We start from the raw sequence: 25,579 nt of genomic DNA, 5'->3' as shown, positions 1-25,579 counted from the left end.
ATTATCGGGGTTGTAAATCTATCAGTGACTGATACAATAATAAGTGTTTTTCTGCAATTACTTGCTCAGAGAATTGATTTAAAATTGTTCTTCTTGCTTCTTTCTGAATTTCAGGCGCATTTTCATCGTGATATAGCCACTCTATCCCTGTAGCAAGATCTTCAGATGACTCGTATTCTGCCAGATACCCATTTTCAAGATGTTTTACCATGTCTGGTATCCCGCCTGTTTTAAAGGCCACTACAGGCGTTGCGCACGATAAGCTTTCCATTACTGTGTTTGGCAGATTATCTTCAAGGGAGGGGGTTATAAATACGTCTGCCGCCGAATAGCACTTGGCCAGGTGGGCGTCATTGCTAATGGTGCCTAGAAATGTTGTCTTAAACGGAAACTCCGGCATTTCGGCACTATCCTTATTGCCAAAAATCACCAGTTCTATATTCTCTTTAATAATCCCCGGTCTTGTTGCAAGATCATTTAGCGCATCTATTAAATAAGATGTGCCTTTATGCTTGTCATTTTTAGACGGCATAAAACCACTCATCAGTACAAATTTCTTTGGATCTATCTTAAGTATTTTTTTGGCTTCAGATTTTACATAAGGTTTAAAAACCTCAGTCTCAATTGTGTTTGGGATAACCGTTACTTCTCTAAATCCCATTAAACTGCTCAGTTTAACTGAATCGGCCATCCATCTGCTTGGGGCAACAATATGACAGTTTAATTCCGAGTAAGCTTTTTTCTTACGCAACCATGTTTTGTGCGAGAAATCATTTTTACCACTCGACCTAAGTAAAGGGCAGTTCCCACATTCTTTAAAGTAATTTTCGCATGAGTAACGTACATGACAACCACCTGTAAATGCGTTACTGTCATGAAATGTCCAAACTACTGGTTTCTCCAACTCATCAATTTCTGCCAGGAATTTTGGAGATAAGAAGCCATGGTTAATCCAGTGCAGGTGTATAATATCAGCCTCTTTTACTGTCGGATGGTCAATTACTGAAGTGCCAAACCATTGGAGCGAGAAAGGTGTTTTCACAGCTTTGGCTACGGCTTTAGATAAATAACGTTCAGAAAGGATATTAAACACGGCTTTTGCTTTTGCAAAGGGCCCCTTACTAAAAGTTCCCGTTTTTGTGCTTTCGCTGAACTGAAAGTAAACCATTACTTTAGATTCGATGCCACTTGCATTTAGTGCATCACTTAATCTGAGGCAGGCCCTTCCGGCGCCTCCATTACCTTCGTATGTATTTAGGTGTACTACTTTCAATGAATCAAACTTAGATAATTGTTTCTTTTTAAACGGTTATGCAGCCTAAAATAATATATATTTTCAATCTTTATTAAATTCTTGTGTATTTTCGTCAGAATTGATTTTTTACAGACTTTAGGCAACAGTCCTGTAATGATCGTCTATTTATAAGAACAAAAAAAGCAATATGGGTAACCTGTTAACCGACAGACAGTTTTGGGTGAATTATTGGGAAAGCAAGACCGGGTTATCGGTTAGTATTCCCGAGGACTATCTTTTTCATAAAGAACTCGCAGACATCATTAATGGCCAAAAAGTTAAAACGGCTATTGAATTGGGTGGTTTCCCCGGATATTATGCCGTGTTTCTGAAGAAGTATTTTAAACTTGATGTTACCCTGCTCGATTATTTTGTGCACCCACCGGTTACCAACTCTTTATTGCAGGCCAATCAACTAAACGAAGCGGATATCCATATTATTGAAACGGATTTGTTTAATTACGTGCCGGAGCAACAATACGATCTTGTTTTATCTTGTGGTCTTATTGAGCATTTTAATGATACTGCCGACATCATTAACAGGCATATTAATTTTGTAAAACCAGGGGGAACTCTGTTTATTACACTGCCTAATTTTAAAGCTTTAAACGGTTGGTTTCAAAAGAACTTTGATAAGGAGAATTACGACAAGCACAATATTGATTGTATGGATCCCAGGCTGCTCGAAAACATTTGTAAACAAGCGGGTTTAGAGGTGGTAAAAGCCAAATATTTTGGTCATTTTAGTTTATGGCTAGAGAATCAGCAGCAAAAACCGGCAGGAATAAGGTTGTTAAAAAAATCACTGTGGCTGGCTGGTAAAATCTTCACCAAAGTATTCCCCTTCAATTCCAAACAGCTTTCGCCTTACATTATTTTAGAAGCAAGAAAGCCTTAGATTTTACTTAATTCGCTGTACTACGTAACGTTTCAATCTATCCCATAAGGTTCCTTTTCTGTTTTTCAGGAAACCCTTGATGGCTGCATATGCAGCAGGACTTTCGGCTATCGTATCAGGAAACTGGGTGATAGGTTTCGGATTGATGATGACATTGTAAATATCGTTAATCCCCGAATGTATGCCTGATCCATCATGACCTATATTGTTTACCAGCGATTGAGAGGGATTAAGCGTTAATCCTCCTTTTAAAAATATGGAAGCGTACCATCTTATTGCCCACGAATTGTTCCTGCCGCTTTTAAAGTCTTCCATCTGTTTCCAGAAATTCATCGTATGCTCAATAGAAAAGGCACTTTTTGCTGATTTGTCAAACTTAGCCATCAGGGTATCTATGTTTGGCTCAAAGTGGTCCCATGCGCGTTCCCAAGTAGCCCAGCCCCAGCTGGTGGCAGCACGATAGAAGAAGGTTTCAGGTAAATCAGCATCCTTTAAATTGTACATATAAGCGCCAATATGCATTACTTTGCTTTCATCGCGGTACCGACTTAATGCTTCATTGAAATACGTTAAGGTATAAGGTGAAGTGATCAGATCGTCTTCAAAAACAATTACTTGCTTGTAGTCTTTTATGAGTTTGCTTACCCCAATGATAATCGATTTGGCAAGCCCCATATTTTCCTTGCGCTCTACAATCTCTACCGATTTAAACCCATCAATATTTCTAAGCAATTCCCTTACTTCAAGCACATTCTTTTCGTCGGCCTCCGATTTAAATCCATCAGAAAACACAAATAGCCTGCTTTCAGATGCAAGTTCATTCTGCTGTAAAAATTTAATTGTTCGCGCAGTATGTTCAGGACGATTGTAAACAAATAATGCTATGGGAGCAAAGGTTTGCATAAATCTAATCTTTTATACCTTCTACAATTAAAGACGAATAACCCAGTGGTTCATTAAAACGTTTATCGTACCTTTTAGATCTGATCACGTGCCCATCTTTACTATCCCATTCATTAAAATGGAACTGACCATTCTCATCATAATACTCCAAAAGATTTACGCGATAGCCTGACTCTTCGAATGCTTTTGATAGCGTTTTATAATCATATAATAATTTATGGTCATGAGCGCCCTCTCCATGTCCACCTGTGCTGTTCTTTATTTTAGCCTTAAGCTGAATGAGCTCCAGGATGTTTTTGGGCTTATATACAATTTCTCTTATTACCTTTCTTAAGGACATCTTTAATGTGTTATGATTTATGGTAAACTTAAAACGTTAAATGCAAGGTGCTAATATATCAATATTAAAATTTATGTTAGGTCTAACCTGGCTGGTCTTTTGAACCTTTTAATTTCTGGTATAATGTAATTAGCAGCAACGATTTAAGCATCATTATACCTTGATGCCTTGTTTTTGGGATAAGTAAAATCCAAAATGTAGAACAGGCATAAGCAACCAATGTCGCCATTGCTGCCCCAGCTATTCCATATTTAGGAATCCAGAAAACGTTTAATATAATATTGATCAAGGCACCCATCGCGGTACGCAGCATAGATAATTTTGTGTAGCCCTCGGCAATTAAGAACTGAGCACTTGCAGTACCCAAAAATACAAAGATACCTGCCCAGATGTGTATCGACAACACATGCGCACCACTATAAAATTCAGGTTTAAATATTCTGAAGAGATATGGAGCCGTAAATGTGATAAATATGGCCAGAACCATGCTTATCCAAACCATTAAATCGTACAGGTTTTGCATCCTCTTTTCATACCGCTGGAGGTTGTCCCTGCGGGCATTCATAATGGCGGGGAATACTGAGGCGGCTACAGCAACGGGGATAAAATACCATGCTTCGGCAAACTGAACTGCATTGGCATAAATCCCCAGCTCTCCGGTACCTTTATAGTATTCGATCATTAGCTTATCAATGTTCATGTAAATGGAAACAAGGATCGCTGAAAATGCCAGGGGCCAGGAGTTTTTTAACAGAAATTTGGCGATATCGCTTTTAAATGTCCATCTGAAAACTGATTCTCCATTGTTCTGATAAATAAAGAGGTAACCCGCTGCCAGCAATGCGGCGTCTAGCAAAAGTGCAAAAATAAACCATTTCAAACCGGCGCCAATGATGATCAAAGCAAGCTTAATCGCAGCAGAAAGAACGTTTCCTGCAATTTGTACACGCATAATGTACTTGCCTTGCGTTCTGGATTGAAAGAAACTGTCAATGATATTGAACGATTGGATTAAACCGGTAAATCCAACAGTCATAATAAAAACCAATGGAGTGTCGATTCTGTTATAGCTATTAGCTATAACGTATGTTGTGTAGATCAGTGGAAGAACAATAAGGCCTCCCATAAACTTTATGGCAAAGCCTGTTCCAAGCAATTCATTTTTCTTTTCAGGATTGCGCAATAGTTCTCTGGTTATAAAACCATCTACCCCCAAGGCTGCTGCTGCAGTAAAAAAGGTTACAAAAGCCACGGGGTAATTAAGTATTCCGTTTTGGTCTTTCCCTAAATAATTTGTTACGGCAATACCTACCACAACTTTAATGGCCATGCTTCCAACTCTGGCCAACATTAGCCAGCCTGTGTTTTTCACATATTTCTCCAGGGCCGCCTGATCAAAACCTTTAATGCTTGGGATCTTCACACTCAATCTGTCTCTTAGTTTTTTTAGGTTAAGGGTGCGCCAACTGATACTTTACAGTCATGTCCAGGTTGTCCATGCGGTGGGTTCAATTTTACTTCTTTATCTGTTGCAGGCGCTTGTTGTTGTGCAGGGGCTGCAACAGGAGCTTGTACGGCAGGAGCGGTTGTGTTTTTTGCATTAAGTGGGGCGCCTACAGGAATTGAGCAGTCGTGAAATGGCTGACCATGTGCCGGATTATTTGCCGGCCTTTCGCCAGTAGCTGCACTTTGCTGAGCAGGAACCGATGTGGTAGTAGATGGTGCTGATGGAACGCCATTTGGTGTAGGTGTAACAATATTCTGAGTTTCTTTAGGGCTGGTCTGACAAGCAGAAAAGCCGAATGCTAAAAAGCAGATGTAAAGGATTTTTTTCATTGAATATTTTTTTAGGGATTAAAGGGATAATTATCTTGAAGTTTTTTTGTTGATGTAATCCATTAGTTGGTCTTTACTAAAGTCAAACTCAAAGGCTTCGGTTACTTTAAAATAGTTCTGTTTATCTGCAACCGAATCATAGGCCGATTTACTTATCTCAAGCCTGGAGGCATCAAAGTCAAAAACTTTTACAAGAGCTGTCAGTTGAGATGCTGAAATTTTATTGTTGTTCAATGCGCTTTTAACCAGCTTTATTTTGCCGCTATCAAAATCCGCACGCCTCACCATATTTAAAAGTTGATCAAAGGATTGGTTACTCATGATTTTATCTCTGGACAATGTAGGGCGTGTAGGTCTGCCAGGTTCAGCAGGTCTCGAAGGGCGTGTTGGGCCATCGGGGGTACTATCAAATATCCCGTCCCAGTCATCTAAGGCATATTGATTGGCATCAAACATGGGTAGGGTTTTAACCACCTTGAGCCCATCAAAACTTGAATAACGTGCAATTGTTCTGCTATTTCTTGTAAGGGATAGGGTTGTTTTTGCGATCTGTCTATTGTTTCTCATGATGATAACAGTTGGAGAAGTGTTTTCTACGTCATAAAAGCGGAAGCGGCCTTTTGAAGAACCAACCTGTTCATCATTTACATAGACAACAATTTTTCCCTGTTCGGCAACTTCAATAAACAATTCTGTGTCGGTGCCTGAATTCTGTGCAAAGATTAAAGATGTTTGCAGCAGTGCTGCGATAAATAATAAGAGCGTTTTCATAATGATTTTCTTAGTATGTATGTTGTTAAATCTAATTTCATAAGATCTGCAACATTTAAAAATGTAACATTAATTCTTCAAGATGTGTAATTTGCCATTCAACATCTTCAGGTTTTTCTTTATTTAAAGGGTTAAAGTAAATGGCCTTAATTCCATATGCCTGGGCACCGCGAATGTCTGCTTCAACGCTGTCCCCAATCATAACAGATTCATGTTTTTCTGCGCTGGCCTTGTCCAGCGCATATTCAAAAATAGCTTTGTCAGGTTTATTAACACCAACATCCTCAGAAATGATCACATTTTTAAAGTACGGATTTAAACCTGACCGATCCATTTTGGTTAATGTACTTTCCTTAAAGCCATTGGAAATGATATGTAAGGTGTACTTTTTTTGAAGGTAAGCCAATACCTTTTCGGATCCTTCAAATAAATTAGTTCTTGTCGGGGTCAGGTTCACATAGTCCTCTTCAAATTGTTGTGGCACAAGTTCAGGGGATACCCCTAGCTGAATAAAAGTCTTTTTAAATCGCTCTGATCTTAAAGTTTCTTTGGTGATGGTGCCTACATGATATTGCGCCCAAAGCAGATGATTGTTTTCAGTATAAGTCGTTATGAAATCCTCAGCAGATGTTAATCCGAGTTTCTGAAGCTCATAATGTGTATAAAGCTCATGCAAAGTTTCCTGAGCATTTCTGTCAAAATCCCAAATGGTATGGTCTAAATCGAAAAAAATATGTTTAATCATAGTAAAAACGCCTTACTGCTTAAGCCCATATGCCAAATCTCCGGCATCGCCTAATCCGGGCACAATATACGCTTTACTGGTCATTTCTTCGTCAATAGCGCCAAGCCATAACTTAGCTTTGGGTAAATTTGCCCTTACATGTCTAACGCCTTCGGTACTTGCAATTACCGAAACAATGTGTAATTCTTTGAGTGGATATCTTCGTATTAATTCCTTACAGCAAAGTACCATTGTCAGACCGGTTGCCAGCATAGGGTCGGCTATGATCACGGTTTTATCCGTTAAATCAGGCGACGAAACATGTTCCATTTGTATCTCAAAACTTCCGCTTTTGTGGGTTCTTCTGTAGGCAGCAATAAAAGCAGCATCAGCTTGATCAAAAACATTCAGCAATCCCTGGTGTAAGGGGAGTCCTGCCCGTAAAATCGTTGCCAAAACCGGCTGATCCAACAATTGCACGCTTGGTGCAATGCCCAATGGGGTTTGGGTTTCCGTTTTTGTGTATTCAAGCGTCTTGCTGATTTCATAGGCAAAAAATTCACCTATACGTTCCATATTTCTGCGGAAACGCATGGCGTCTTTTTGGATGTGCTCATTCCGAAGTTCCGAAATGAAAACATTGGCATGTGAATTTATTTTGCTGAGTTCGAATATCATCACATAAATTTAAACAAAATTGCCCTCTAAAACAATTGGTTGCTCTTTTAAGTTAAAGGTGTTACAGTTGCCACCTTCAGCTTGGCGGCTGCATAGCCGTTGTGTACTTTTTTTTGTAAATTTGAAAATTATGCCAGGTACCATCTAAAATTAAAAATCATAAAAAGCACGGATGAAATTTCAACTTGTTTCAGATTATAAACCTACAGGCGATCAACCTAACGCCATTCAACAACTGGTTGAGGGTGTGAATGGAGATGAACATTATCAAACGCTTTTAGGTGTTACCGGTTCAGGAAAAACATTTACTGTTGCCAATGTAATTCAGCAAACTCAAAAGCCTACTTTAATCCTCAGCCACAATAAAACGCTTGCGGCACAACTGTATGGAGAGTTTAAACAATTCTTCCCAGAAAATGCCGTGAACTATTTTGTGTCTTATTACGACTATTACCAACCTGAGGCTTTTATGCCCAGTACCAACACCTATATAGAAAAAGACCTTAGTATAAATGAAGAAATAGAGAAATTAAGATTACGTACTACATCGGCACTCATGTCGGGTCGCAGGGATGTGATCGTGGTTTCTTCCATTTCCTGTATCTATGGTATGGGTAATCCTGAAGATTTTTCAAGATCAGTATTTCGTTTCTCAGTAGGAACTCGGATCTCACGCAATTCATTTTTACATAGTCTGGTCGAGATTTTATATGCACGTACCACAAATGATTTTAAGAGGGGGACGTTTAGGGTAAAGGGCGATACCGTAGATATTTTTCCTGCTTACCTGGATACGGCTTATCGTGTTTCATTCTTTGGCGACGATATTGAAGAGCTTAGTGCTATTGATCCTGTGACTGGGAAAACACTTGAGAAGCTTGAAGATATGGCCATTTACCCTGCCAATTTGTTTGTAACGCCAAAGGACAGGTTTAACTCTTCTATCTGGGGTATCCAGGAAGAACTGGAGATCAGGAAAAATCAATTGATTGACGACAGACAATTACTGGAAGCAAAAAGACTTGAAGAAAGGGTAAATTTCGATATCGAAATGATGAAAGAACTGGGCTATTGTTCAGGTATTGAAAATTACTCAAGGTTTTTCGATGGACGTTCGCCGGGAATGAGGCCTTTCTGCTTACTTGATTATTTTCCCGACGATTATTTGATGGTGATTGATGAGAGCCATGTCACTGTTCCGCAGATCAGAGCCATGTATGGCGGCGACAGATCCCGTAAAATGTCGCTTGTAGAATATGGCTTCCGCTTGCCTTCAGCACTGGATAACCGCCCGCTTAATTTTGATGAATTCGAGCGTTTGGCACCACAAACGATTTATGTAAGTGCGACACCTGCCGATTATGAACTGCAAAAATCTGATGGGGTGTATGTGGAGCAGGTAATTCGCCCCACTGGCTTGCTAGATCCCTTAATTGAAGTTCGTCCGGCAATCAACCAGGTCGATGATTTGCTTGATGAAATCGATAAAACCATTAAAATGGGCGATAGGGTATTGGTAACCACGCTTACAAAAAGAATGGCTGAGGAATTGACCAAATATATGGACCGCTTAAACATCAAAGTCCGCTATATACACTCTGAAGTAAAAACACTGGAACGTGTAGAAATTTTAAGGGGACTTAGATTAGGTGAATTTGATGTGCTGATAGGGATTAACTTGTTAAGGGAAGGTCTGGATTTGCCGGAAGTTTCTTTTGTAGCCATACTGGATGCAGATAAGGAAGGCTTTCTTCGTTCTGATCGCGCGTTAATTCAAACAATTGGACGAGCTGCACGTAATGATAGGGGGAGGGTAATCATGTATGCCGATAAAATTACAGATTCTATGGCAAGAACTATAGAGGAGACCAACAGAAGAAGAGACAAACAAATTGCTTATAATCTGGAAAATGGCATCGTCCCTAAAACTGTAGGTAAAAGCAGAGAGGCAATACTCGAGCAAACATCAGTATTGGATTTCTCTGGTAATGCTACCCGTGCAAAGGCATATGTAGAAGTTGATGAAGTGAGCATAGCTGCTGATCCGATTGTTCAGTACATGACTAAGCCCGAAATGCAAAAATCAATAGACAAAACACGTAAAGACATGGCTAAAGCTGCAAAAGAGATGGACTTCTTGTTGGCTGCAAGATTGAGAGATGAGATGTTTGCAATGGAAAAAATGTTTGAAGAAAGATTTGGTAAATAATGGACGGAAAAAACAGAAAAGACATATATCCGGGTTTAGAAGTGGATATCATATTGAAAAAAGATCAGCGTAATGGTGCATTAACAAGAGGCATTGTCAGTAATTTATTAACCTCAGCACCATATCACTCCAGAGGAATTAAGGTTCGGTTGGAAGACGGGCAAGTGGGCAGGGTTGCAGCCATTGTTGATGAAGAATAAATATGAAGAATAAATAAGGTATATTGTAATTGCTTTGCAATAATCTAATTGCGTTTGTAATATTGATATCGCAACTGTGTCTATATTTTACCAATAAATCTCTTTTCAAAGGTTGCAGAGAGGTTAGTAAGGCTGTAATTGAACAGTTTTACTTAAATTTGTAAATATTAAAATAAAGAAATGGGACTTATAAAATTCATATTAATATCGGTACTGGTCATGTATATTATCCGGATCATCCTCCGTTTAATATTTCCTGTAGTATTGAGAAGTATGTTTAGCAAAGTTCAGCAGCAAGCTGCAAACCAGTCTCGCCAGCCGAACAATCAACGCTATTCAAAGCCAGAAGGCGACATCTCAATCGAATACGTACCACCTAGAGAAAAGAAGGGAAATTCAGATAAATTAGGCGATTTTGTAGATTACGAAGAGATAAAATAGCCGTTTTTTTGCCAGTTTTTTATTTTTTTTAAAAAGGATTTTTTATCTAAGTTTGGGGTTAGTTTAAATCATAAACAAACCTTAATGAATAATTGGTTAAAAGCAAATGGCATACACCTGGCCATTATTGGATTTTTTATAATCATCTGTTTTGTCTACTTCAGTCCTGTCCTGCAAGGTAAGGCACCTGCTCAGGGAGACGTTTTGGGAGCTAAGGCAACCGCCACGGAAATCATGCACTACAAAGAAAAAGATGGTAAAGGTCCATTATGGACTAACCAGATTTTTGGTGGTATGCCGGCATACCAGATTTGGGTTCAGCATCCGTATAATGGAGCAACTTATGTCATCTCTCTAATAAAAACTATTTTTCCTGACCCGGTAGATTCGGTTTTATTGTACCTTGTTGGTGCCTATTTCCTGTTTATCGTGCTGCGCATCAATCCATGGCTGGCAGCAGCGGGAGCAATAGCTTTCGCCTTTACATCGTATAATTTTATCATTATTGCTGCAGGGCATAGCAACAAAGCACTTGCTATTGCATTTTGTGCGCCAATAATCGCCAGTGTAATTTTAACACTCAGGGGAAAATATTGGATAGGGGCAAGTTTAACTGCTTTATTCCTTGCATTAGAGATCAGGTCAAACCATATTCAAATGACCTATTACCTGATGATTGCTTTGTTAATATTCATCGGTATTGAAATTTACCATGCTGTAAAAGCTAAGAAACTTGACCAGTTGGGCAAGGCTTTAGGCTTTTTGGCCGTTGGAATGCTGGTTGCATTTATGGTTAATACAGGTAAGCTATGGACTACTTACGAGTACGGCAAAGAATCTAACAGAGGCAAATCTAACTTAACTACCGATGCGGCAGAGGAGAAAAATGGCTTGTCAAAAGAATATGCTTATGGCTGGAGTCAGGGTATTGGCGAAAGTTTTACTTTCCTGATCCCGGACCTTTATGGTGGTGCAACCAGTATAGATGCATTGGTAAAGCCCGAAAGCCATACTTATAAAACTTTGCAGGGTATAACCGGCGGCGATCCAACACAGGCAATAGGCCAGCTGGCAGGACAAATCGGCTTGCAGCAATATTGGGGCGAGAAACCTGGAACATCCGGCCCGTACTACTTTGGTGCTATCGTATGTTTCCTGTTCGTGTTTGGCTTACTAATCGTAAGAAGCAGATTAAAATGGTGGATACTCGGTACAACCATTCTGTTCATGTTCCTGTCATTCGGAAAGAACTTCCCGTTGATCTCTGACCTTTTCTTCGAGTATTTCCCGTTGTATAATAAGTTTAGAGCAGTTGAGTCTATTCTGGCCCTTGTTGGTTTAATGGTCCCTGTTTTAGCTTTTCTTGCCATTAAAGAAGCTCAGGAAGGCACTTATGATCAAAAAACACTTGTTAAAAAACTGACGATCGCAGGTGGGATAACTGGTGGTTTTGCACTAATTGTGGCCATCATGCCTACCGCGCTGTTTAGCTTCACTACAGCTAATCATCAGTTAATGGTACAGGCGCTTACACAGATGCTTCAAAATAATGCCAGCGTTGCGCAATCTATCGCCAATGCACTTATTGCCGATAGGGCTGATATTGCACGTGCAGATGCCATTCGTTCATTCCTGTTTATTGCTGTTGGATACGCTTTGGTATGGGCACTTATCACTAAAAAGATCAACATGCAACTTGCATTTATCCTGTTGGGATGCGCCGTTATGATTGACATGTGGCAGGTAGATCGCCGTTATCTGAACAACGGTAATTTTGCGAGTAAAACGGATTTAAATAACCATTTCCAACCACGTGAAGTGGATACTTTCATCTCTTCAGATAAGGATCCTGATTTCAGGGTAATGGATTTAACCATTAATACTTTCTCCGATGCAAGTACTTCTGCTTTCCATAAAACCATCGGCGGGTATCACGCAGCAAAACTGAAAAGATATCAGGAACTGATAGACAACCAGCTTACCAAAAGTGTTAACCAGGATGTGCTGGACATGCTGAACACGAAATATATCATCACCCAGGATCCTAAAAACGGATCTTACCAGATGAAAAATAATGCAACAGCAGCAGGAAACGTATGGATTGTTCAGAACGTCCAGTTTGTTAAAGATGCGGATGAGGAAATGAAAGCAATTAGCAGCTTTGATCCTAAAAAAGAAGCTATTGTTGATGTCAGATACAAAGATCAGATCAGCTCTAAGAATGTTGGGGCAGATCCAACGGCTTCCATTAAGCTGGATAGCTATAGCCCCGATCATATGATTTACTCTTACAGCGCTCCTCGTGATATCATTGCTGTGTTCTCTGAAATTTATTACGATAAAGGATGGAATATGTATGTTGATGGGGTTCAGAAACCATACTTCAGAGCAGATTATGTACTTCGTGCTGCGCAGCTTGATGCGGGTAACCATAAGGTTGAATTTAAATTTGAGCCAACTTCATATTATTTGGGTGAAAAAATCTCTTTGGCCGGTTCTATCCTTTTAGTAGCTGGTCTTGGATTTGCGTTCTATGACGATAAGAGAAAGAAAAAAGCAGCTAAATAATAGTCGTTTATAAAATTTTACACAGGCCGTTACTTTAAAAAGTGGCGGCCTTTTTTTTTGTCCTTCCGGTTAATCATAATGTTTTCTTAACGCCTTGTTAATCTACGTGTTGCAAATTTGTATAATAAACTAATATCCTATGTTGGAACTGTTTTTAATAGTATGTGTCATTGCAATAGTAGCTTTCTTTTTCAGCCCATACGAATTAACAATGGAGGAAGATGATATCTAAAAGAGAAGTTGATATAGCTGTAATTTCCGACGTTCACCTTGGGACATATGGTTGTCACGCCAAAGAATTGTTAAAATACCTTAAAAGCATTAAACCTAAAATGCTGGTGCTGAACGGCGACATCATAGATGTATGGCAGTTTAGTAAAAGATACTGGCCAGAAACCCATATGAAGGTCGTTCGAAAACTAATGAAATTTGTAGTAGAGGGCGTTCCAGTATATTATTTAACAGGTAATCATGATGAATTGCTGAGAAAATTTGCCGACATGCATTTAGGTGCATTTCACCTTCAGAATAAGCTGATCCTGGAACTCGATGGAAAAAAGGCATGGTTCTTTCATGGTGATGTTTTTGATGTAACCATGCAGCATTCTAAATGGCTGGCCAAACTTGGTGCAGTAGGTTATGATACACTGATTTTGATAAACAGTTTTGTAAACTGGTGCCTTACTTCTATAGGAAGCGAGAAGATGAGTTTCTCTAAAAAAATTAAAGCCAAGTTTAAAGATGCGGTAAAATTCATCAATAAGTTTGAGTATACCGCTGCAGAACTTGCAGTCGAAAAAGGTTACCAGTATGTGATCTGTGGGCACATTCACCAACCCGAAATGCGTACCATTACCACAGAAGATGGTGAAGTAACTTATCTGAATAGTGGCGACTGGGTTGAAAATTTAACAGCACTCGAGTACTACGATAAAGGCTGGAAGATTTTTAAGTACGATCAAAAGGACTTTGAGAAGGATGAAGCAGAGGAAGGTGTTTTGTCAGACAGTGAAGATCTTCACAGTAAATTGGATATTAATACTTTATTGCAAAAGATTAAATTAGAAATTGCCTAGCGCGTTAAACCTGCATGAGCTTACATTTGTTCTTTTACTTTGAATTCAGCTCATGCAAGCTTTATAACCTATAAAAAAGCAATATATTCTGATTAAAATTACAGATATTCGGTGCGGATGAAGATACTTTACGCCATTCAGGGAACCGGTAATGGACACATTAGCCGGGCAAGAGAAATTGTGCCATTGCTACAGCAATATGGAGATGTTGATCTTTTAATCAGCGGAACCCAGGCCGATGTTAAATTAACACAGCAGGTGAAATATCAGCTTCATGGCTTTAGCTTTATTTTCGGTAAAAAAGGTGGTGTAAATCATTATGAAACGTGGAAGGAAATGAATCTTCCCCTTTTTATTAAAGACATGCGTAGTGTGCCGCTTAAGGAGTATAATCTGATCCTTAATGATTTTGAACCGGTTACCGCCTGGGCTTGTAAACGCCAGCGGATAGAAAGCGTTGGGCTCAGTCACCAGGCTTCCTTTCAATCTAAAAAAGTTCCTAAACCTAAAAGTATAGATTGGGCGCAGCTGGTTATGAAATACTATGCTCCTGCATCTCATTATGTTGGCTTCCATTTCGATAGATATGATGATTTCATTTATACACCGGTAATTCGTGCTGAAATCAGGAATATGATTGTTTCAAACCTGGGCCATTATACCGTTTACCTGCCTGCAATAGACGATAAATTTCTCGTTCCTATCTTAAAACAAATCCCGCATATCAAATGGGAGGTCTTCTCTAAACATACTAAAGTGGCCTATACTGATGAAAATGTGGCTGTTCAGCCGGTGAATAATGAGTTGTTCAATAAGAGCTTAGCTTCCTGCGAAGGTTTGTTTACAGGTGGCGGATTTGAGGGGCCTGCCGAAGCATTGCATATGGGTAAAAAATTGCTTGTTGCGCCCATGAAATTTCAGTACGAACAGCAATGTAATGCTTTCGCATTAAAGCAATTCGGACTACCCGTAATATGGGGAAGCAATAGAAACTGGTTGCCAATTATTAAAAACTGGGTAAGCAATCCTCAGGAGCATCAATTTCATTTTCCAGATGAAACCGCTGCGGTAATTGATAAAGTTGTGAGGCAGTTTGCCAGATAATTTGCTTTACTTTGCCTTAATATACAGGCATGATCAATCAATTTAGAAATTTAAACCCCATAAACCTGCTCATATTATTCGCATATACATTTTTTATGCGCATGGCAATATTTGCTGACCTCCCTCCATCGCTTCAGTTTGAATTTTTAGAACCGTATACTAAATTCTTTATTCAGATGCCTCTTCAAAATACTTTTTCGCCTGCAGGCAATGTTTTTTTTGCAGGGATAATCATTTTTGTACAGGCAATCCTGTTTAACAGGGTGGTCAACAATCATGGCTTGTTAAGTAAGCCGGGGTATTTACCTGCACTGTTATATGTTACCGCTTCGAGCTTGTTTATGCCTTTTCTTATTCTGAGTCCTACTTTGATTTGTAATTTCCTCATGATATGGATAATGGACAAATTTTTGAAGATGGGGAAATCTCTAAACGCAATCATGACGATGTTTGATGTAGGGATGATCATCGCTATCGGAACGCTTATTTATTTTCCTTTTATTGTCATGCTGGCCATGCTGTGGTTTACATTATTGCTATACAGGTCGTTTAGCTGGCGAGAGTGGATTTCTGGTCTGGTGGGGTTCTTAACCATATTTTTCTTTGTAGGCGTTTACTACTATTGGAATGATAATTTGTCCATGTTCTACAAGATCTGGCTGCCGTTAACCAATAAATTCCCATCTGTATTTACAATCAATTATAACGACTACCTGGTGCTGGTTCCGGTGGTGGTGATGATTGTTCTGGCCACACTGCAGCTGCGCGAGAACTTTTTTAGAAGCTTCATCAGTACACGAAAGGCATTTCAAATGCTGTTCTTTATGTTCATCATCAGCATTGTCAGTTTTTATACCAAACCCGATTTCAGGTTATATCATTTCTTGTTGTGTGTACCCCCGGGAGCGGTTTTATTGGCGTACTATTTCTCAAATGCCAAAAAAAGATGGTTTTATGAAAGTATGTTTCTAATCCTGGTTTTTGCTATTCAGTACTTTTTGTTTGTTTAACTTTTTTTAACAATTTGAAATGTTGAAACTTGCTAAAGATTAATAGCTTTGTGCAATGAAGTTTGGAGTAGCTGTCCTGAATGCATAATCTTGTCATAGATATTGGTAACACGAATAGTAAACTGGCTGTTTTTAATAACCGGAAGCTGGTTGAATATCAAACGCTGAAACAAGTAACGGCTGAGGCGCTGATAGGTTTAATTAAGCAGTATAAGATTAGCAATTCAACAATTTCAAGTGTAGCCATTGAATTTGAAGATGTCATTGGCATTTTAAAAGAGAACACAAATTATATTGAGTTTTCTACAAGGATAAACACTGGAATCAAGAATCACTATAAAACACTTTCTACGCTGGGTTTGGACAGGTGGGCAAAGATTATTGCAGCCCATTATTATTATCCCAAAAGAAATTGTTTTATAATTGATGCAGGAACTTGCATCACATATGATTTGCTGGATAGCGATGATGCCTATTTTGGAGGTAGTATAAGTTTAGGCTTACACATGCGTTTTGAAGCATTACATCATTTTACCCGCAGATTGCCCCTCGTAAAGTGGGATAGAACTGAAACAGAGATACCCGCGGGTGAAGACACGCCAACTGCCATTAAAAGCGGAGTTTTACAAGGCGTAATTAATGAAGTTGAGGGATTTATTTCCCATAAAAATAAAGAAAATAAGGATCTGACGGTACTAATAACAGGAGGAGATGCAGCTTTTTTGCTGAAACAATTAAAAAACAGCATCTTTGCGCCTCAAATTATATATTGTTATTGCTTACCAGTATTTCTGTTAATGCGCAGGTTACAACACAGTCGCCATACTCCAGGTTTGGACTTGGAAACGTAAAAGGAGCATTACTTCCTCAGTTTAAGGCAATGGGTGGTATTTCCACAGGGGTTTATAAACCCAGCGGATTTAGCAATATTAATATGCAGAACCCCGCATCCTATTCCGGAATCACAATGACCACACTTGATATGGGTTTAAGCGGAGCTTTTACTACCCTAAAAGATGGCTCAAAATCTGAAAGCAGTTTTAACGGTACACTTAGTCATGTTGCACTTGCTTTCCCGGTAATATCAGGAAAATCAGCTTTAAGCTTTGGTTTGTTGCCATTTACAGAGCTTGGTTACGAATATACGGTTAGTGATAAACTGGATACAAACAGCGTAAATTACCTTTATTCAGGAGAAGGAAACTTAACAAAAGCATATTTTGGTTACGGACAGCAATTCGGAGACCATTTCAGAATTGGTGGTAACATCGAATACATATTCGGAAACCTGCAGGAAAGCGCCTCTTTAGAGCCGGTTAATCAGGTTGCCCGTAATAGCCGCAACATTAAAAAGAATAGTGTTGGTGGAATTGGTTTTTCTTACGGCGCACAATATGAAATTCCACTGGGAACAAGAAAACGCATTACTTTAGGTTATTCAGGATCCTCTTCTTCGTCAGTCAATTACAAAAAGACTTTCTTAACTACCTTATACCAAAGGGATAATGAAGGTAATGAATTGCCACAAGTTGATACTGTTAAAATAGTTGAAAACAGCTCAGCTAAAATGAAACTTCCATTAATGCACAATTTCGGGATCTCTATTCAAAGAGATAACAAATGGATGATTGGTGCCGATTATAGAATGGGCCAGTGGTCTAAATTGAGCATGGATGGTGTTAATCAGGGATTGCAGGATAGCTGGGGTTTCTCGGCAGGTGGACAAATCACGCCGGATGCAAGTGCAGTTTCGGGATATTTTAAGCATGTAGATTATCGTGTTGGATTCCAGTATGATAAAACCTATATCCAGCTAAATAATCAGGACGTAAAGCAAATGGCAGTTACCTTTGGTGTAGGGCTTCCTTTAGCACTTAGCAGAAGCTCTTTTTACAAGCTAAACTTTACTACTGAAGTAGGAAAAAGAGGATCACTAACGAACGGACTTATCCAGGAGAACTATATTAATTTCCATCTAGGATTTACACTTAACGATACCTGGTTCAGAAGATATAAATTCGACTAATGAAAACCGGGGGTATAATATATGGAAGTGTTATACTTTGTCTGCTGCAAATTTGTTTAAGCTCCTGTGGAGAAGACGACTTGAAGAAAGCCGCAAAGCTATCTGAAAAGATTGCCTTAAACAGGGACCGTACAACCGGTGTCGACATTATTTATAGCGACTCTGCTAAAGTTAAAGCGCAAGGGTTTGCACCTATTCTGGATAAAGTTACTCCCGCCAATGGCGCTGTTTATCAGGAAATGCCAAAGGGTGTAAAAATCAACTTCATCGACGAAATCACGACAAAGATCAAAGGCTCTATAACTTCAGACTATGCGATTATGAAGGATACCGAGAAGCTGACCATCTTCAGGAGAAACGTTGTTGTTGTTAATGAAAACATGACCTTTAATACCGAAGAATTGGTTTGGGACCAAAACAAGAAACTGTTTTTATCTCCAAAGGGAGTAGTTACAAAACCAGACGGTACAGTGCTTAATGCGGTCGACTTTACTGCTACCGAAGATTTCAATTTTATCAACTGGAAAAACGGATCGGGTGAGACCTATGTGCCGGATAATTTCGGAGAATAAGCACAATTATTTAAGGGCCTTATTTCCCTAATTTTTAAATACTTATTCAAATACAATTTAATATTTTCTTTTTTTAGCAAAAGTTGTATCTTGCGCCCTCTTAAAAAAAATTATAAATAAGAATATTATGGGTTTAATGACATTTTTGCGGAATCGCGCAGGCTATATTCTGATAGGAGCCATCGGTTTTGCAATTGTTGCATTTTTGGTTGGTGATGCAATTAACGTAGGTAAGCCTTTTTGGGCTGCTTCTCAAAAAGTTGTGGGGTCTGTTGATGGTGAGGATATAAACATAGATGAGTTTGGGGCTAAGGTTGATCAAAGCCTTGCTCAGTTCAAACAACAATATGGTGGTTCAGGCAATGCCCAAATGCAGGCTATGGCGGTTGATAATGTGTGGCAAGGTGAAGTAGCAAGAGTTCTTTTAGGAAAAGAGTATAACCGTTTAGGTATAAACGTTTCTGGTGATGAATTGGCTGACCTGATTAAAGGAGACAATCCAAGCCCGATAATTGTACAATATTTTGGAAACCCTCAAACTGGTCAGGTTGATAGAGCTCAGGTGATCAGAACCTTTAAAGAAGGTTACAAAGATCCTAATATGGCAAAACAGCTTCAGGCAGTTGAAGCTGAAATAGAAAGACAGGCATTACAACAAAAATATGTTAAGATGATCAGCAACGCTGTTTATGTAACTTCATTAGAAGCTAATGATGAATATATAAACCGTAATAAACTGGCTAACTTTAAATATGTTGGTCTTGAATATGCATCTATTCCTGACGCAAGCGTAAAGATTGCAGAATCTGATTACTCAGATTACTATAACGATAACAAACAACGTTTTGAAAACCCTACAGAAACACGTGCATTTGAGTATGTGTCTTTCAGTGTTAGCCCAACTAAAGAAGATTCTGCAGCGGTTAAATCTCAGGTTGAGAAACTTGCAGCCGACTTTAAAACAGCAGCCAACGATTCTCTTTTTGCTGCGGTTAACTCAGACGTTAAAGTTCCATACACTTATATTAATAAAGGTAAATTGGACCCAGCTGTAGATTCAGTAGTATTTAATCTGCCTGCAGGAAGTTTCTTCGGGCCTAAATTCTCAGGTAACTCTTACAAACTGGTTAAAGTTATAGATACCCGTTTCTCTCCTGATTCAGTGAAAGCAAGTCATATTTTACTTGATGCCAGCAAACTTGGTGGTGTAGATAAAGCTGTAAAAATGGCCGATTCGTTAAAAGGACTGATTCAAAAAGGCGCAAGCTTTGCTACTTTAGCCGCTCAGTACAGCGAAGACGGATCTAAAGATAAAGGCGGAGATCTTGGTACTTTTGCACGTGGCCAAATGGTGCCTGAATTCGAGAATGCTGCATTTAACGGTAGCGTTGGCGACCTTAAAGTGGTAACCTCACAGTTTGGTGTGCACTTAATTAAAATCGAGAAACAAATTGGTTCTTCAAAAGTGGCTAAACTGGCTTACATCGAGAAGAGCTTATTGGCAAGTAATAAAACTAAAGATGCGGCCTATAAAAAAGCAAGTAACTTCTTAAGTGAAGTTAAAGGTGGCAGTTTCTCTGAGCTTGCTCAGAAAAAAGGTTATACTGTAGGTGTAGCTGATAAAATTACACCAACACAAGGTTTCGCTCCGGGCTTAGATAATCCACGTCAATTAATTCGTGATGCGTATGATGCTAAAAAAGGAGATGTGTTAGACCAGGTATATCAAATGGATAATTCATTTGTGGTAGCACGTGTTACGGATATTAGACCAAAAGGAACATTACCATTAGATGCAGTGAAGAAAGATATTGAGCCAATGGTTCGTAACCTAGTTAAAGCTAAAATGCTTAAAGAAAAAGTTGACAAAGCATTACAAGGTGCGGCCAACATTGATCAGGTAGCTCAAAAACTGGCTAAACCAGCAACACCGGTTCAAAACATCGTATTCTCTAATCCTATTATCCCAGGCGGTGGCCAGGAAAATAAAGTGGTTGGAGCAGTATTTGGATCTCAGCCAGGTAAGCTTTCTAAAGCAATTGATGGCGAGCGTGGTGTTTATGCATTCTCAGTAGATGGATTTACTAATCCTGCACCGTTAGCGAATACTTATAAACAAAAAGAAATAATGATGCAGGCTACTGCTCAGCGCTCTTTGGGTGCGGCATTTCAGGCATTGCAAGATAAAAGCGACATAAAAGACAATAGGGTGAAATTCTATTAATCTTATTTTACGTAATTTTGTAACCGGAAGTAGTTTCTACTTCCGGTTTTTTTATTTTAGAGAGATGGAGATTCAAGAAAATTTTGTCAATAAAGTAGCGGCCAGCGGTTTAATTACGTTTAACCTTGAAGATTACCTTAATCAGGGCGAGAGAGTCGTTTATGATATTAAGGATAATCTTTTTCACGGACTAATGTTAAGAGAGAAAGATTTCAGAGAGTTTATAAAAGCGCACGACTGGGCCGCTTATACTGGTAAAAATGTAGCAATCACCTGCAGTGCCGATGCTATAGTACCTACCTGGGCTTACATGCTGTTAGCCAATAAAATGAAACCATATGCAAATGAGGTTGTATTTGGTAGCCTTGAAACATTAGAAGCCGTGTTGTTTACTAAAGCCCTGGCAAAGATTGATCTTAATGCCTTTGCCGGTGAGCGTGTGGTCGTAAAAGGTTGTGCAGATATTGATCTGCCTGTTGCAGCTTATGTAGAGATTACTAATCTGCTAACGCCAGTTGTAAAAAGCATTATGTATGGAGAGCCATGTTCTACTGTGCCCATATATAAGCGAAAGGATTAATTTTGGATTGTTTTTTGTTTTAGCTTAGGTATGAGAAAATCACTATTGTTTATTGTTGTTGCATTCCTAAGCTTTAGAGCCGCGGCCCAGGAGTTACCTTTTGTAAAGGAACCGGTGTTTCAACCCGGAGAGGTTTTAACCTATAAATTGAAATATGGATTTATTACCGCGGCAGAAGGCACATTAAAAGTGCTTAACTCTGATCTTAAATTTGAGGGTAATCCGACTTATAAATTAAGTGTGGATGGAGTAACCTCCGGAACATTCGATATCTTTTATAAGATCAGAGATCATTACGATTCCTACATAGATAAGGTTAACTTAAAGCCCTATTTCTTTCAGGAGAATATCAGGGAAGGGAGTTACAGGCGACAGGACAAAGCCAGATTTAATCAGGAGGAGAGGAAAGTAGTGGCTACAAAGGGTACATTTATTGCCCCTAGTAATCAAACATTCGACCTGGTTTCTTCTTACTATTTTGCCAGAAGCCTTGATGTCTCTAAAATGAAATCCGGTGATTTTGTTAAACTAAACTATTTCCTGAGCGATGAGATCAGTCAGCTCCAAATACAATATTTAGGTAAGGAAGTGATAAAGACTAAGCTTGGAAAAATAAGCTGTCTTAAATTTAGCCCTTCCATAAAGCCAGGAAGGATATTCCGTAAAGACAGTAAATTGTACTTATGGATTACTGATGATGGCAACAGGGTGCCTGTAAAGGCTCAGGTGGAGATTCTGGTAGGGTCAGTAATAATGGAAATTAAATCGGCCGATGGATTAAGGTATCCCCTGGCTATAGTAAAATAGAAGAAGATGATAGAAGTACAAAATACCCTCGTGCATGAAGACCTGATCAGGGAAAACTTTGTGTGCAACCTCAACAAATGTAAGGGTATTTGTTGTGTAGAGGGTGATGCTGGTGCACCTTTAGATGTAGCAGAAACAGCAATACTTAAAGAAATTTATCCAAAGATTCAGCATTTGCTTGAACCTAAGGGAATAGCCGCAATTGAAGAGCAGGGAACATCTGTCGTTGATGCAGATGGCGATTTAACTACGCCATGCGTAGATGGGCACAAAGAATGTGCTTATGTTACCTTCGAGAACGGAATTACGAAGTGTGGAATTGAGAAGGCATATGAGCAGGGAATAATCGATTGGCAAAAACCAATCTCTTGCCATCTATATCCGATCAGGGTAACCCAATACCCGGAATTTGAAGTTTTAAATTACGACAGATGGCACATCTGCCATGATGCATGTTCATTTGGAAGAGAGTTAAAAGTACCGGTTTATCAATTTTTAAAAGGGCCTTTGACCAGAAAATATGGTGCGGAATGGTTTAAAGAGCTGGAAGATAATGTATCTTCGGATAAAGACGTAAATAGTTAACACCTTAATAGATTTTTAAACAAACAAACGCTATAACTTGAAAGGAATAATTTTAGCAGGGGGAAGTGGCACAAGGTTGCATCCTTTAACCCTGGTAATGAGTAAACAAATGATGCCGGTTTATGATAAGCCGATGATCTATTACCCATTGTCTATATTGATGCTGGCGGGAATCAAAGAAATTCTGATCATCTCAACACCTCACGATCTCCCTAATTTCGAAAAACTTCTTGGCGACGGAGCATCTCTTGGTTGTAAGTTCTCTTACGCCGTACAAGAGCAGCCAAATGGTCTTGCACAGGCTTTTGTAATCGGGGCTGACTTTATTGGAAATGATAAAGTTGCTTTAGTGCTTGGAGATAACATCTTCTATGGCGATGGAATGGCTAAATTATTACAATCAAGTGCAGATCCGGATGGTGGTGTTGTATTTGCATACAGGGTTTCAGATCCTGAACGTTATGGTGTTGTGGAGTTCGACGATCAAAACAAAGCGATTTCAATTGAAGAGAAACCAGCTCAACCTAAATCAGATTATGCAGTTCCAGGCTTATATTTTTATGATAACTCTGTTGTAGAAATTGCGAAGAACATCAAACCTTCACCAAGAGGGGAATACGAAATTACTGATGTAAATAAAGTTTATCTGGAGCAAGGCAAGCTAAAAGTTGGCGTATTGAGCAGAGGTACTGCCTGGTTAGATACAGGTACTTTTGCTTCTCTGATGCAGGCCGGACAATTTGTACAGGTAATCGAAGAACGTCAGGGATTGAAAATCGGATGTATCGAAGAGGTTGCCTACAGAATGGGCTTTATTGATAAAGAGCAGTTAAGGAAAGTAGCCGAGCCTTTGGTGAAAAGTGGATACGGCTCTTACCTGTTGAAGATTTTAAGATAGCATTTTTTGCAAATAATAATTTTACCAACGAGTCATCCTGCAGTGAGCTTACCGCTGCCAATGCCTTCTGTTGGTGGAGGACTTTTTACCCTGCATGTTTTAGCTTATTAATGCATGCGGGGGAAACCTATAAAAATATAAAAGGCCTTTTTTACGCTAGTTGCAAAGATGTTATATACGTCATATTAATAGAGCCCGTAGCGGTTGTATTGTCTTTTACACTCAGTGAGTACATTTTTTGTCTCACCCTATGGCTGTACAAGCAGCCTCAAGTTTCTTTAATATTTACATGTAGAAGTAACCTCTTATACTTTTTTTCCAGACCTAAATGTCCAAAGGGATTTTAATAAGCTACCCCGGCATGGTATGTTCGCTATGGAGCAGGCAAATGACACTGCCAAATGCTGCCAGGAACTTAGTGAGCACGGTTTCAGTCTCACCCTATGGCTGTACAAGCAGCCTCTTATTTCTATACAAACAGCCTGGTGTCCCGTGGCATTCGAAAAGAGATAAAATTTTCCCGGATGGCATATCTATCAACCCAGGATCTAATCAATTACCAAGATCTACATTTTGTCATGCCTAGAGCATATGCGTTTCTGAAACGGACTTACAATAGAGCATTGTATATTGCTTTCAAGATAGGTGATGTCCACTAATAGACATTTCTACCTAAACAATTCAGTGAGTGTTAAAGTAACCTCACCCTATGGCTGTACAAACAGCCTCCATATTAAATAGCTTCCTTTCAAAGAACTGACTTTATCACCATCAGGACTGGCCTGAGCCTGATACTTCTATTCAACTACTAGCTGAATGCCCGCTCTGTCAGCTTTATAGGCAATTTTTTCTTTCAGGCTGTAATAACTCCAGTTCTGCAATAAGAACGGATCTTCTTTCGCTATTTCCTCCTTTAGTTCCTGATTGACGAGAATAAGTGTTGCCGCCTCATGCTTTACACACAGGTCTATCAGCATGCGGCTATACACATGRAGTTTATAGTCAATATATTTTCTTTCCTGATGCYGGTAGTCTTCCAGGCTTTTCCTTTTTCGCTTYCGTCCATGGCCACCYCGGTTAAAAGYAACCGCYTTCTTTACCCGGYAGATCGCYGCYTGTATGGCYARTCTCCGGTGTAGGAAYTCTTCCTTGTTSCCAATAGTATGTTCCTGGCTGCCGATTTTAACGGTAACGGGATGTTCAATAGATAAGGATGCTTCAGCAATGACGGAGGTATCCAAATGATGTTGTTCCTTTTCGATCTGAATGGCCGCCAACAGATAGATTTTGCCTTGATCCAGTTGGATATGGCTGGCACAAAGTTTTAGGGTGCCATTGAGTACCCTGTTCAGCATAATCTTTTTATCTGATCTGTCTTTACCCAAATAGGTCCTGAATGGAATCTGAAACAGCTTAAAGTAAAAATTTCGTCCATCGGGCGTATGGCTCAGCTTTGAAATCACTTCCGCCCCGAAAGGCAAGGGAATATTCTTTTTATAATTCCTCAGCGACTTTTCACCTTTCCAATAGGCCACCTTTTCCTTGTTAAAAGAGGATATCAGGGTGTTGTTTAGGTAGCTTAGAATATTTGTAGGAATCTGTCCTTTAAAATGATTGGAGAGCAGCCGATAGGTGGTGTTTTGACGGGAGGATTTTAAAATTCCGTTTTCCTCTTTCTTTTCATCAGCGATTTTAAGCTTGATTTCTTCTGTTAAATAAAAAAAATCTTTGACCTGTTCCTGCACAAAATGATGGCTCATGATCATGTTGGCGGCACGGAAACAAATCCGCTGCCAGCTGTACAATTGATCCTTTGCGGCCTTAATCTCTTCTTT

25 protein-coding genes are annotated in these 25,579 nt (G+C 39.3%); 16 read left to right on the top strand and 9 right to left on the bottom strand.

The genetic code is table 11. From position 1 onward, the window contains the following. Position 1: 1 nt before the first annotated feature. Complete coding sequence (locus tag AC1DDX_RS09920) at positions 2-1,273, bottom strand: glycosyltransferase family 4 protein (protein ID WP_288883082.1); 1,272 nt, start codon at positions 1,271-1,273, stop codon at positions 2-4. 169 nt (positions 1,274-1,442) lie between these two features. Between AC1DDX_RS09920 and AC1DDX_RS09915 the strand changes: the two genes are divergently transcribed. Next, a complete protein-coding gene (locus tag AC1DDX_RS09915; protein WP_337716925.1) occupies positions 1,443-2,192 on the top strand; it encodes a class I SAM-dependent methyltransferase in 750 nt (249 codons plus the stop codon). 3 nt (positions 2,193-2,195) lie between these two features. Here AC1DDX_RS09915 and AC1DDX_RS09910 read toward each other — a convergent pair whose 3' ends face one another. The 7 genes from AC1DDX_RS09910 to upp all read right to left on the bottom strand — a co-directional run bounded on the left by AC1DDX_RS09910 (position 2,196) and on the right by upp (position 7,444). Then, a complete protein-coding gene (locus AC1DDX_RS09910; RefSeq protein ID WP_288883085.1) occupies positions 2,196-3,095 on the bottom strand; it encodes a glycosyltransferase in 900 nt (299 codons plus the stop codon). 4 nt (positions 3,096-3,099) lie between these two features. Then, entirely contained in the window at positions 3,100-3,435 is a 336-nt protein-coding gene (locus AC1DDX_RS09905; RefSeq protein ID WP_477622005.1) for a hypothetical protein, read from the bottom strand. Positions 3,436-3,517: 82 nt separating this feature from the next. Continuing rightward, on the bottom strand, positions 3,518-4,858 hold the full coding sequence (locus AC1DDX_RS09900; RefSeq protein ID WP_172662421.1) for a flippase: 1,341 nt from the start codon (positions 4,856-4,858) through the stop codon (positions 3,518-3,520). A gap of 23 nt (positions 4,859-4,881) precedes the next feature. Further along, the gene (locus AC1DDX_RS09895; RefSeq protein WP_172662109.1) at positions 4,882-5,271 is read right to left on the bottom strand and encodes a hypothetical protein; all 390 of its coding nucleotides are present in this window, start codon (positions 5,269-5,271) and stop codon (positions 4,882-4,884) included. Between the two features lie 30 nt (positions 5,272-5,301). Further along, positions 5,302-6,042 carry a DUF4476 domain-containing protein gene (locus AC1DDX_RS09890; RefSeq protein WP_337716924.1) on the bottom strand — a complete coding sequence of 247 codons (741 nt, stop codon included), beginning with the start codon at positions 6,040-6,042 and terminating at the stop codon, positions 5,302-5,304. Positions 6,043-6,097: 55 nt separating this feature from the next. Then, positions 6,098-6,787, bottom strand: a complete 690-nt coding sequence (locus AC1DDX_RS09885; protein WP_288883090.1) for a YjjG family noncanonical pyrimidine nucleotidase — start codon at positions 6,785-6,787, stop codon at positions 6,098-6,100. Between the two features lie 12 nt (positions 6,788-6,799). Next, on the bottom strand, positions 6,800-7,444 hold the full coding sequence (gene upp / locus AC1DDX_RS09880; RefSeq protein ID WP_172662106.1) for a uracil phosphoribosyltransferase: 645 nt from the start codon (positions 7,442-7,444) through the stop codon (positions 6,800-6,802). Positions 7,445-7,616: 172 nt separating this feature from the next. Between upp and uvrB the strand changes: the two genes are divergently transcribed. The 15 genes from uvrB to rfbA all read left to right on the top strand — a co-directional run bounded on the left by uvrB (position 7,617) and on the right by rfbA (position 23,744). Next, positions 7,617-9,653: an excinuclease ABC subunit UvrB gene (gene uvrB / locus AC1DDX_RS09875; RefSeq protein ID WP_288883094.1), complete on the top strand. Its 2,037-nt coding sequence runs from the start codon at positions 7,617-7,619 to the stop codon at positions 9,651-9,653. Then, positions 9,653-9,853: a YwbE family protein gene (locus AC1DDX_RS09870; RefSeq protein WP_337716922.1), complete on the top strand. Its 201-nt coding sequence runs from the start codon at positions 9,653-9,655 to the stop codon at positions 9,851-9,853. Before uvrB ends, AC1DDX_RS09870 begins: the two co-directional genes overlap by 1 nt. 180 nt (positions 9,854-10,033) lie before the next feature. Continuing rightward, entirely contained in the window at positions 10,034-10,294 is a 261-nt protein-coding gene (locus AC1DDX_RS09865; protein ID WP_172662104.1) for a DUF4834 family protein, read from the top strand. A gap of 84 nt (positions 10,295-10,378) precedes the next feature. Then, the gene (locus AC1DDX_RS09860; protein ID WP_337716921.1) at positions 10,379-12,862 is read left to right on the top strand and encodes a hypothetical protein; all 2,484 of its coding nucleotides are present in this window, start codon (positions 10,379-10,381) and stop codon (positions 12,860-12,862) included. A gap of 224 nt (positions 12,863-13,086) precedes the next feature. Next, complete coding sequence (locus AC1DDX_RS09855) at positions 13,087-13,938, top strand: UDP-2,3-diacylglucosamine diphosphatase (RefSeq protein WP_337717138.1); 852 nt, start codon at positions 13,087-13,089, stop codon at positions 13,936-13,938. A 117-nt stretch (positions 13,939-14,055) separates the two neighbouring features. Continuing rightward, entirely contained in the window at positions 14,056-15,042 is a 987-nt protein-coding gene (locus AC1DDX_RS09850; protein ID WP_337716917.1) for a glycosyltransferase family protein, read from the top strand. Positions 15,043-15,071: 29 nt separating this feature from the next. Next, the gene (locus AC1DDX_RS09845; RefSeq protein ID WP_172662101.1) at positions 15,072-16,052 is read left to right on the top strand and encodes a DUF6427 family protein; all 981 of its coding nucleotides are present in this window, start codon (positions 15,072-15,074) and stop codon (positions 16,050-16,052) included. A gap of 80 nt (positions 16,053-16,132) precedes the next feature. Further along, positions 16,133-16,903, top strand: a complete 771-nt coding sequence (locus AC1DDX_RS09840; RefSeq protein WP_477622004.1) for a type III pantothenate kinase — start codon at positions 16,133-16,135, stop codon at positions 16,901-16,903. Further along, entirely contained in the window at positions 16,828-18,078 is a 1,251-nt protein-coding gene (gene bamG / locus AC1DDX_RS09835; protein WP_477622003.1) for a BamG family beta-barrel-assembly machinery protein, read from the top strand. The genes AC1DDX_RS09840 and bamG overlap by 76 nt, the downstream gene beginning before the upstream one ends. Continuing rightward, the gene (locus AC1DDX_RS09830; protein WP_337716912.1) at positions 18,078-18,650 is read left to right on the top strand and encodes a hypothetical protein; all 573 of its coding nucleotides are present in this window, start codon (positions 18,078-18,080) and stop codon (positions 18,648-18,650) included. The genes bamG and AC1DDX_RS09830 overlap by 1 nt, the downstream gene beginning before the upstream one ends. 127 nt (positions 18,651-18,777) lie before the next feature. Then, a complete protein-coding gene (locus AC1DDX_RS09825; protein ID WP_337716910.1) occupies positions 18,778-20,874 on the top strand; it encodes a peptidylprolyl isomerase in 2,097 nt (698 codons plus the stop codon). Positions 20,875-20,938: 64 nt separating this feature from the next. After that, a complete protein-coding gene (locus AC1DDX_RS09820) occupies positions 20,939-21,454 on the top strand; it encodes a DUF2480 family protein (RefSeq protein WP_172662098.1) in 516 nt (171 codons plus the stop codon). Positions 21,455-21,484: 30 nt separating this feature from the next. After that, positions 21,485-22,261, top strand: a complete 777-nt coding sequence (locus AC1DDX_RS09815; protein ID WP_172662097.1) for a DUF3108 domain-containing protein — start codon at positions 21,485-21,487, stop codon at positions 22,259-22,261. 6 nt (positions 22,262-22,267) lie between these two features. Next, positions 22,268-22,846: a DUF3109 family protein gene (locus tag AC1DDX_RS09810; protein WP_172662096.1), complete on the top strand. Its 579-nt coding sequence runs from the start codon at positions 22,268-22,270 to the stop codon at positions 22,844-22,846. A 37-nt stretch (positions 22,847-22,883) separates the two neighbouring features. Next, complete coding sequence (rfbA, locus tag AC1DDX_RS09805) at positions 22,884-23,744, top strand: glucose-1-phosphate thymidylyltransferase RfbA (RefSeq protein WP_288883107.1); 861 nt, start codon at positions 22,884-22,886, stop codon at positions 23,742-23,744. A gap of 797 nt (positions 23,745-24,541) precedes the next feature. On the opposite strand, the gene AC1DDX_RS09800 is transcribed toward rfbA, so the two are convergent. Next, the coding region (locus tag AC1DDX_RS09800; RefSeq protein WP_477622002.1) for a nuclease/transposase family protein at positions 24,542-25,579 on the bottom strand (1,038 nt) is incomplete at its 5' end.

Source organism: Pedobacter sp. 10L46_2, from assembly GCF_056395165.1.
The sequence above is the reverse complement of the archived record's forward strand: the minus strand, read 5'-3'. Positions and strand labels throughout refer to the sequence as shown.

Excerpts from the sequence above, each read along its gene's own strand:
- AC1DDX_RS09915 (WP_337716925.1), top strand. The coding sequence starts at position 1,443 with ATGGGTAACCTGTTAACCGACAGACAGTTTTGGGTGAATTATTGGGAA.
- AC1DDX_RS09865 (WP_172662104.1), top strand. The coding sequence starts at position 10,034 with ATGGGACTTATAAAATTCATATTAATATCGGTACTGGTCATGTATATT.
- AC1DDX_RS09845 (WP_172662101.1), top strand. The coding sequence starts at position 15,072 with ATGATCAATCAATTTAGAAATTTAAACCCCATAAACCTGCTCATATTA.
- AC1DDX_RS09840 (WP_477622004.1), top strand. The coding sequence starts at position 16,133 with ATGCATAATCTTGTCATAGATATTGGTAACACGAATAGTAAACTGGCT.
- AC1DDX_RS09820 (WP_172662098.1), top strand. The coding sequence starts at position 20,939 with ATGGAGATTCAAGAAAATTTTGTCAATAAAGTAGCGGCCAGCGGTTTA.
- AC1DDX_RS09895 (WP_172662109.1), bottom strand. The coding sequence starts at position 5,271 with ATGAAAAAAATCCTTTACATCTGCTTTTTAGCATTCGGCTTTTCTGCT.
- AC1DDX_RS09825 (WP_337716910.1), top strand. The coding sequence starts at position 18,778 with ATGGGTTTAATGACATTTTTGCGGAATCGCGCAGGCTATATTCTGATA.
- uvrB (WP_288883094.1), top strand. The coding sequence starts at position 7,617 with ATGAAATTTCAACTTGTTTCAGATTATAAACCTACAGGCGATCAACCT.
- AC1DDX_RS09890 (WP_337716924.1), bottom strand. The coding sequence starts at position 6,042 with ATGAAAACGCTCTTATTATTTATCGCAGCACTGCTGCAAACATCTTTA.
- AC1DDX_RS09830 (WP_337716912.1), top strand. The coding sequence starts at position 18,078 with ATGAAAACCGGGGGTATAATATATGGAAGTGTTATACTTTGTCTGCTG.
- AC1DDX_RS09860 (WP_337716921.1), top strand. The coding sequence starts at position 10,379 with ATGAATAATTGGTTAAAAGCAAATGGCATACACCTGGCCATTATTGGA.
- AC1DDX_RS09810 (WP_172662096.1), top strand. The coding sequence starts at position 22,268 with ATGATAGAAGTACAAAATACCCTCGTGCATGAAGACCTGATCAGGGAA.
- AC1DDX_RS09885 (WP_288883090.1), bottom strand. The coding sequence starts at position 6,787 with ATGATTAAACATATTTTTTTCGATTTAGACCATACCATTTGGGATTTT.
- upp (WP_172662106.1), bottom strand. The coding sequence starts at position 7,444 with ATGATATTCGAACTCAGCAAAATAAATTCACATGCCAATGTTTTCATT.
- AC1DDX_RS09815 (WP_172662097.1), top strand. The coding sequence starts at position 21,485 with ATGAGAAAATCACTATTGTTTATTGTTGTTGCATTCCTAAGCTTTAGA.
- AC1DDX_RS09910 (WP_288883085.1), bottom strand. The coding sequence starts at position 3,095 with ATGCAAACCTTTGCTCCCATAGCATTATTTGTTTACAATCGTCCTGAA.
- AC1DDX_RS09870 (WP_337716922.1), top strand. The coding sequence starts at position 9,653 with ATGGACGGAAAAAACAGAAAAGACATATATCCGGGTTTAGAAGTGGAT.
- AC1DDX_RS09850 (WP_337716917.1), top strand. The coding sequence starts at position 14,056 with ATGAAGATACTTTACGCCATTCAGGGAACCGGTAATGGACACATTAGC.
- AC1DDX_RS09905 (WP_477622005.1), bottom strand. The coding sequence starts at position 3,435 with ATGTCCTTAAGAAAGGTAATAAGAGAAATTGTATATAAGCCCAAAAAC.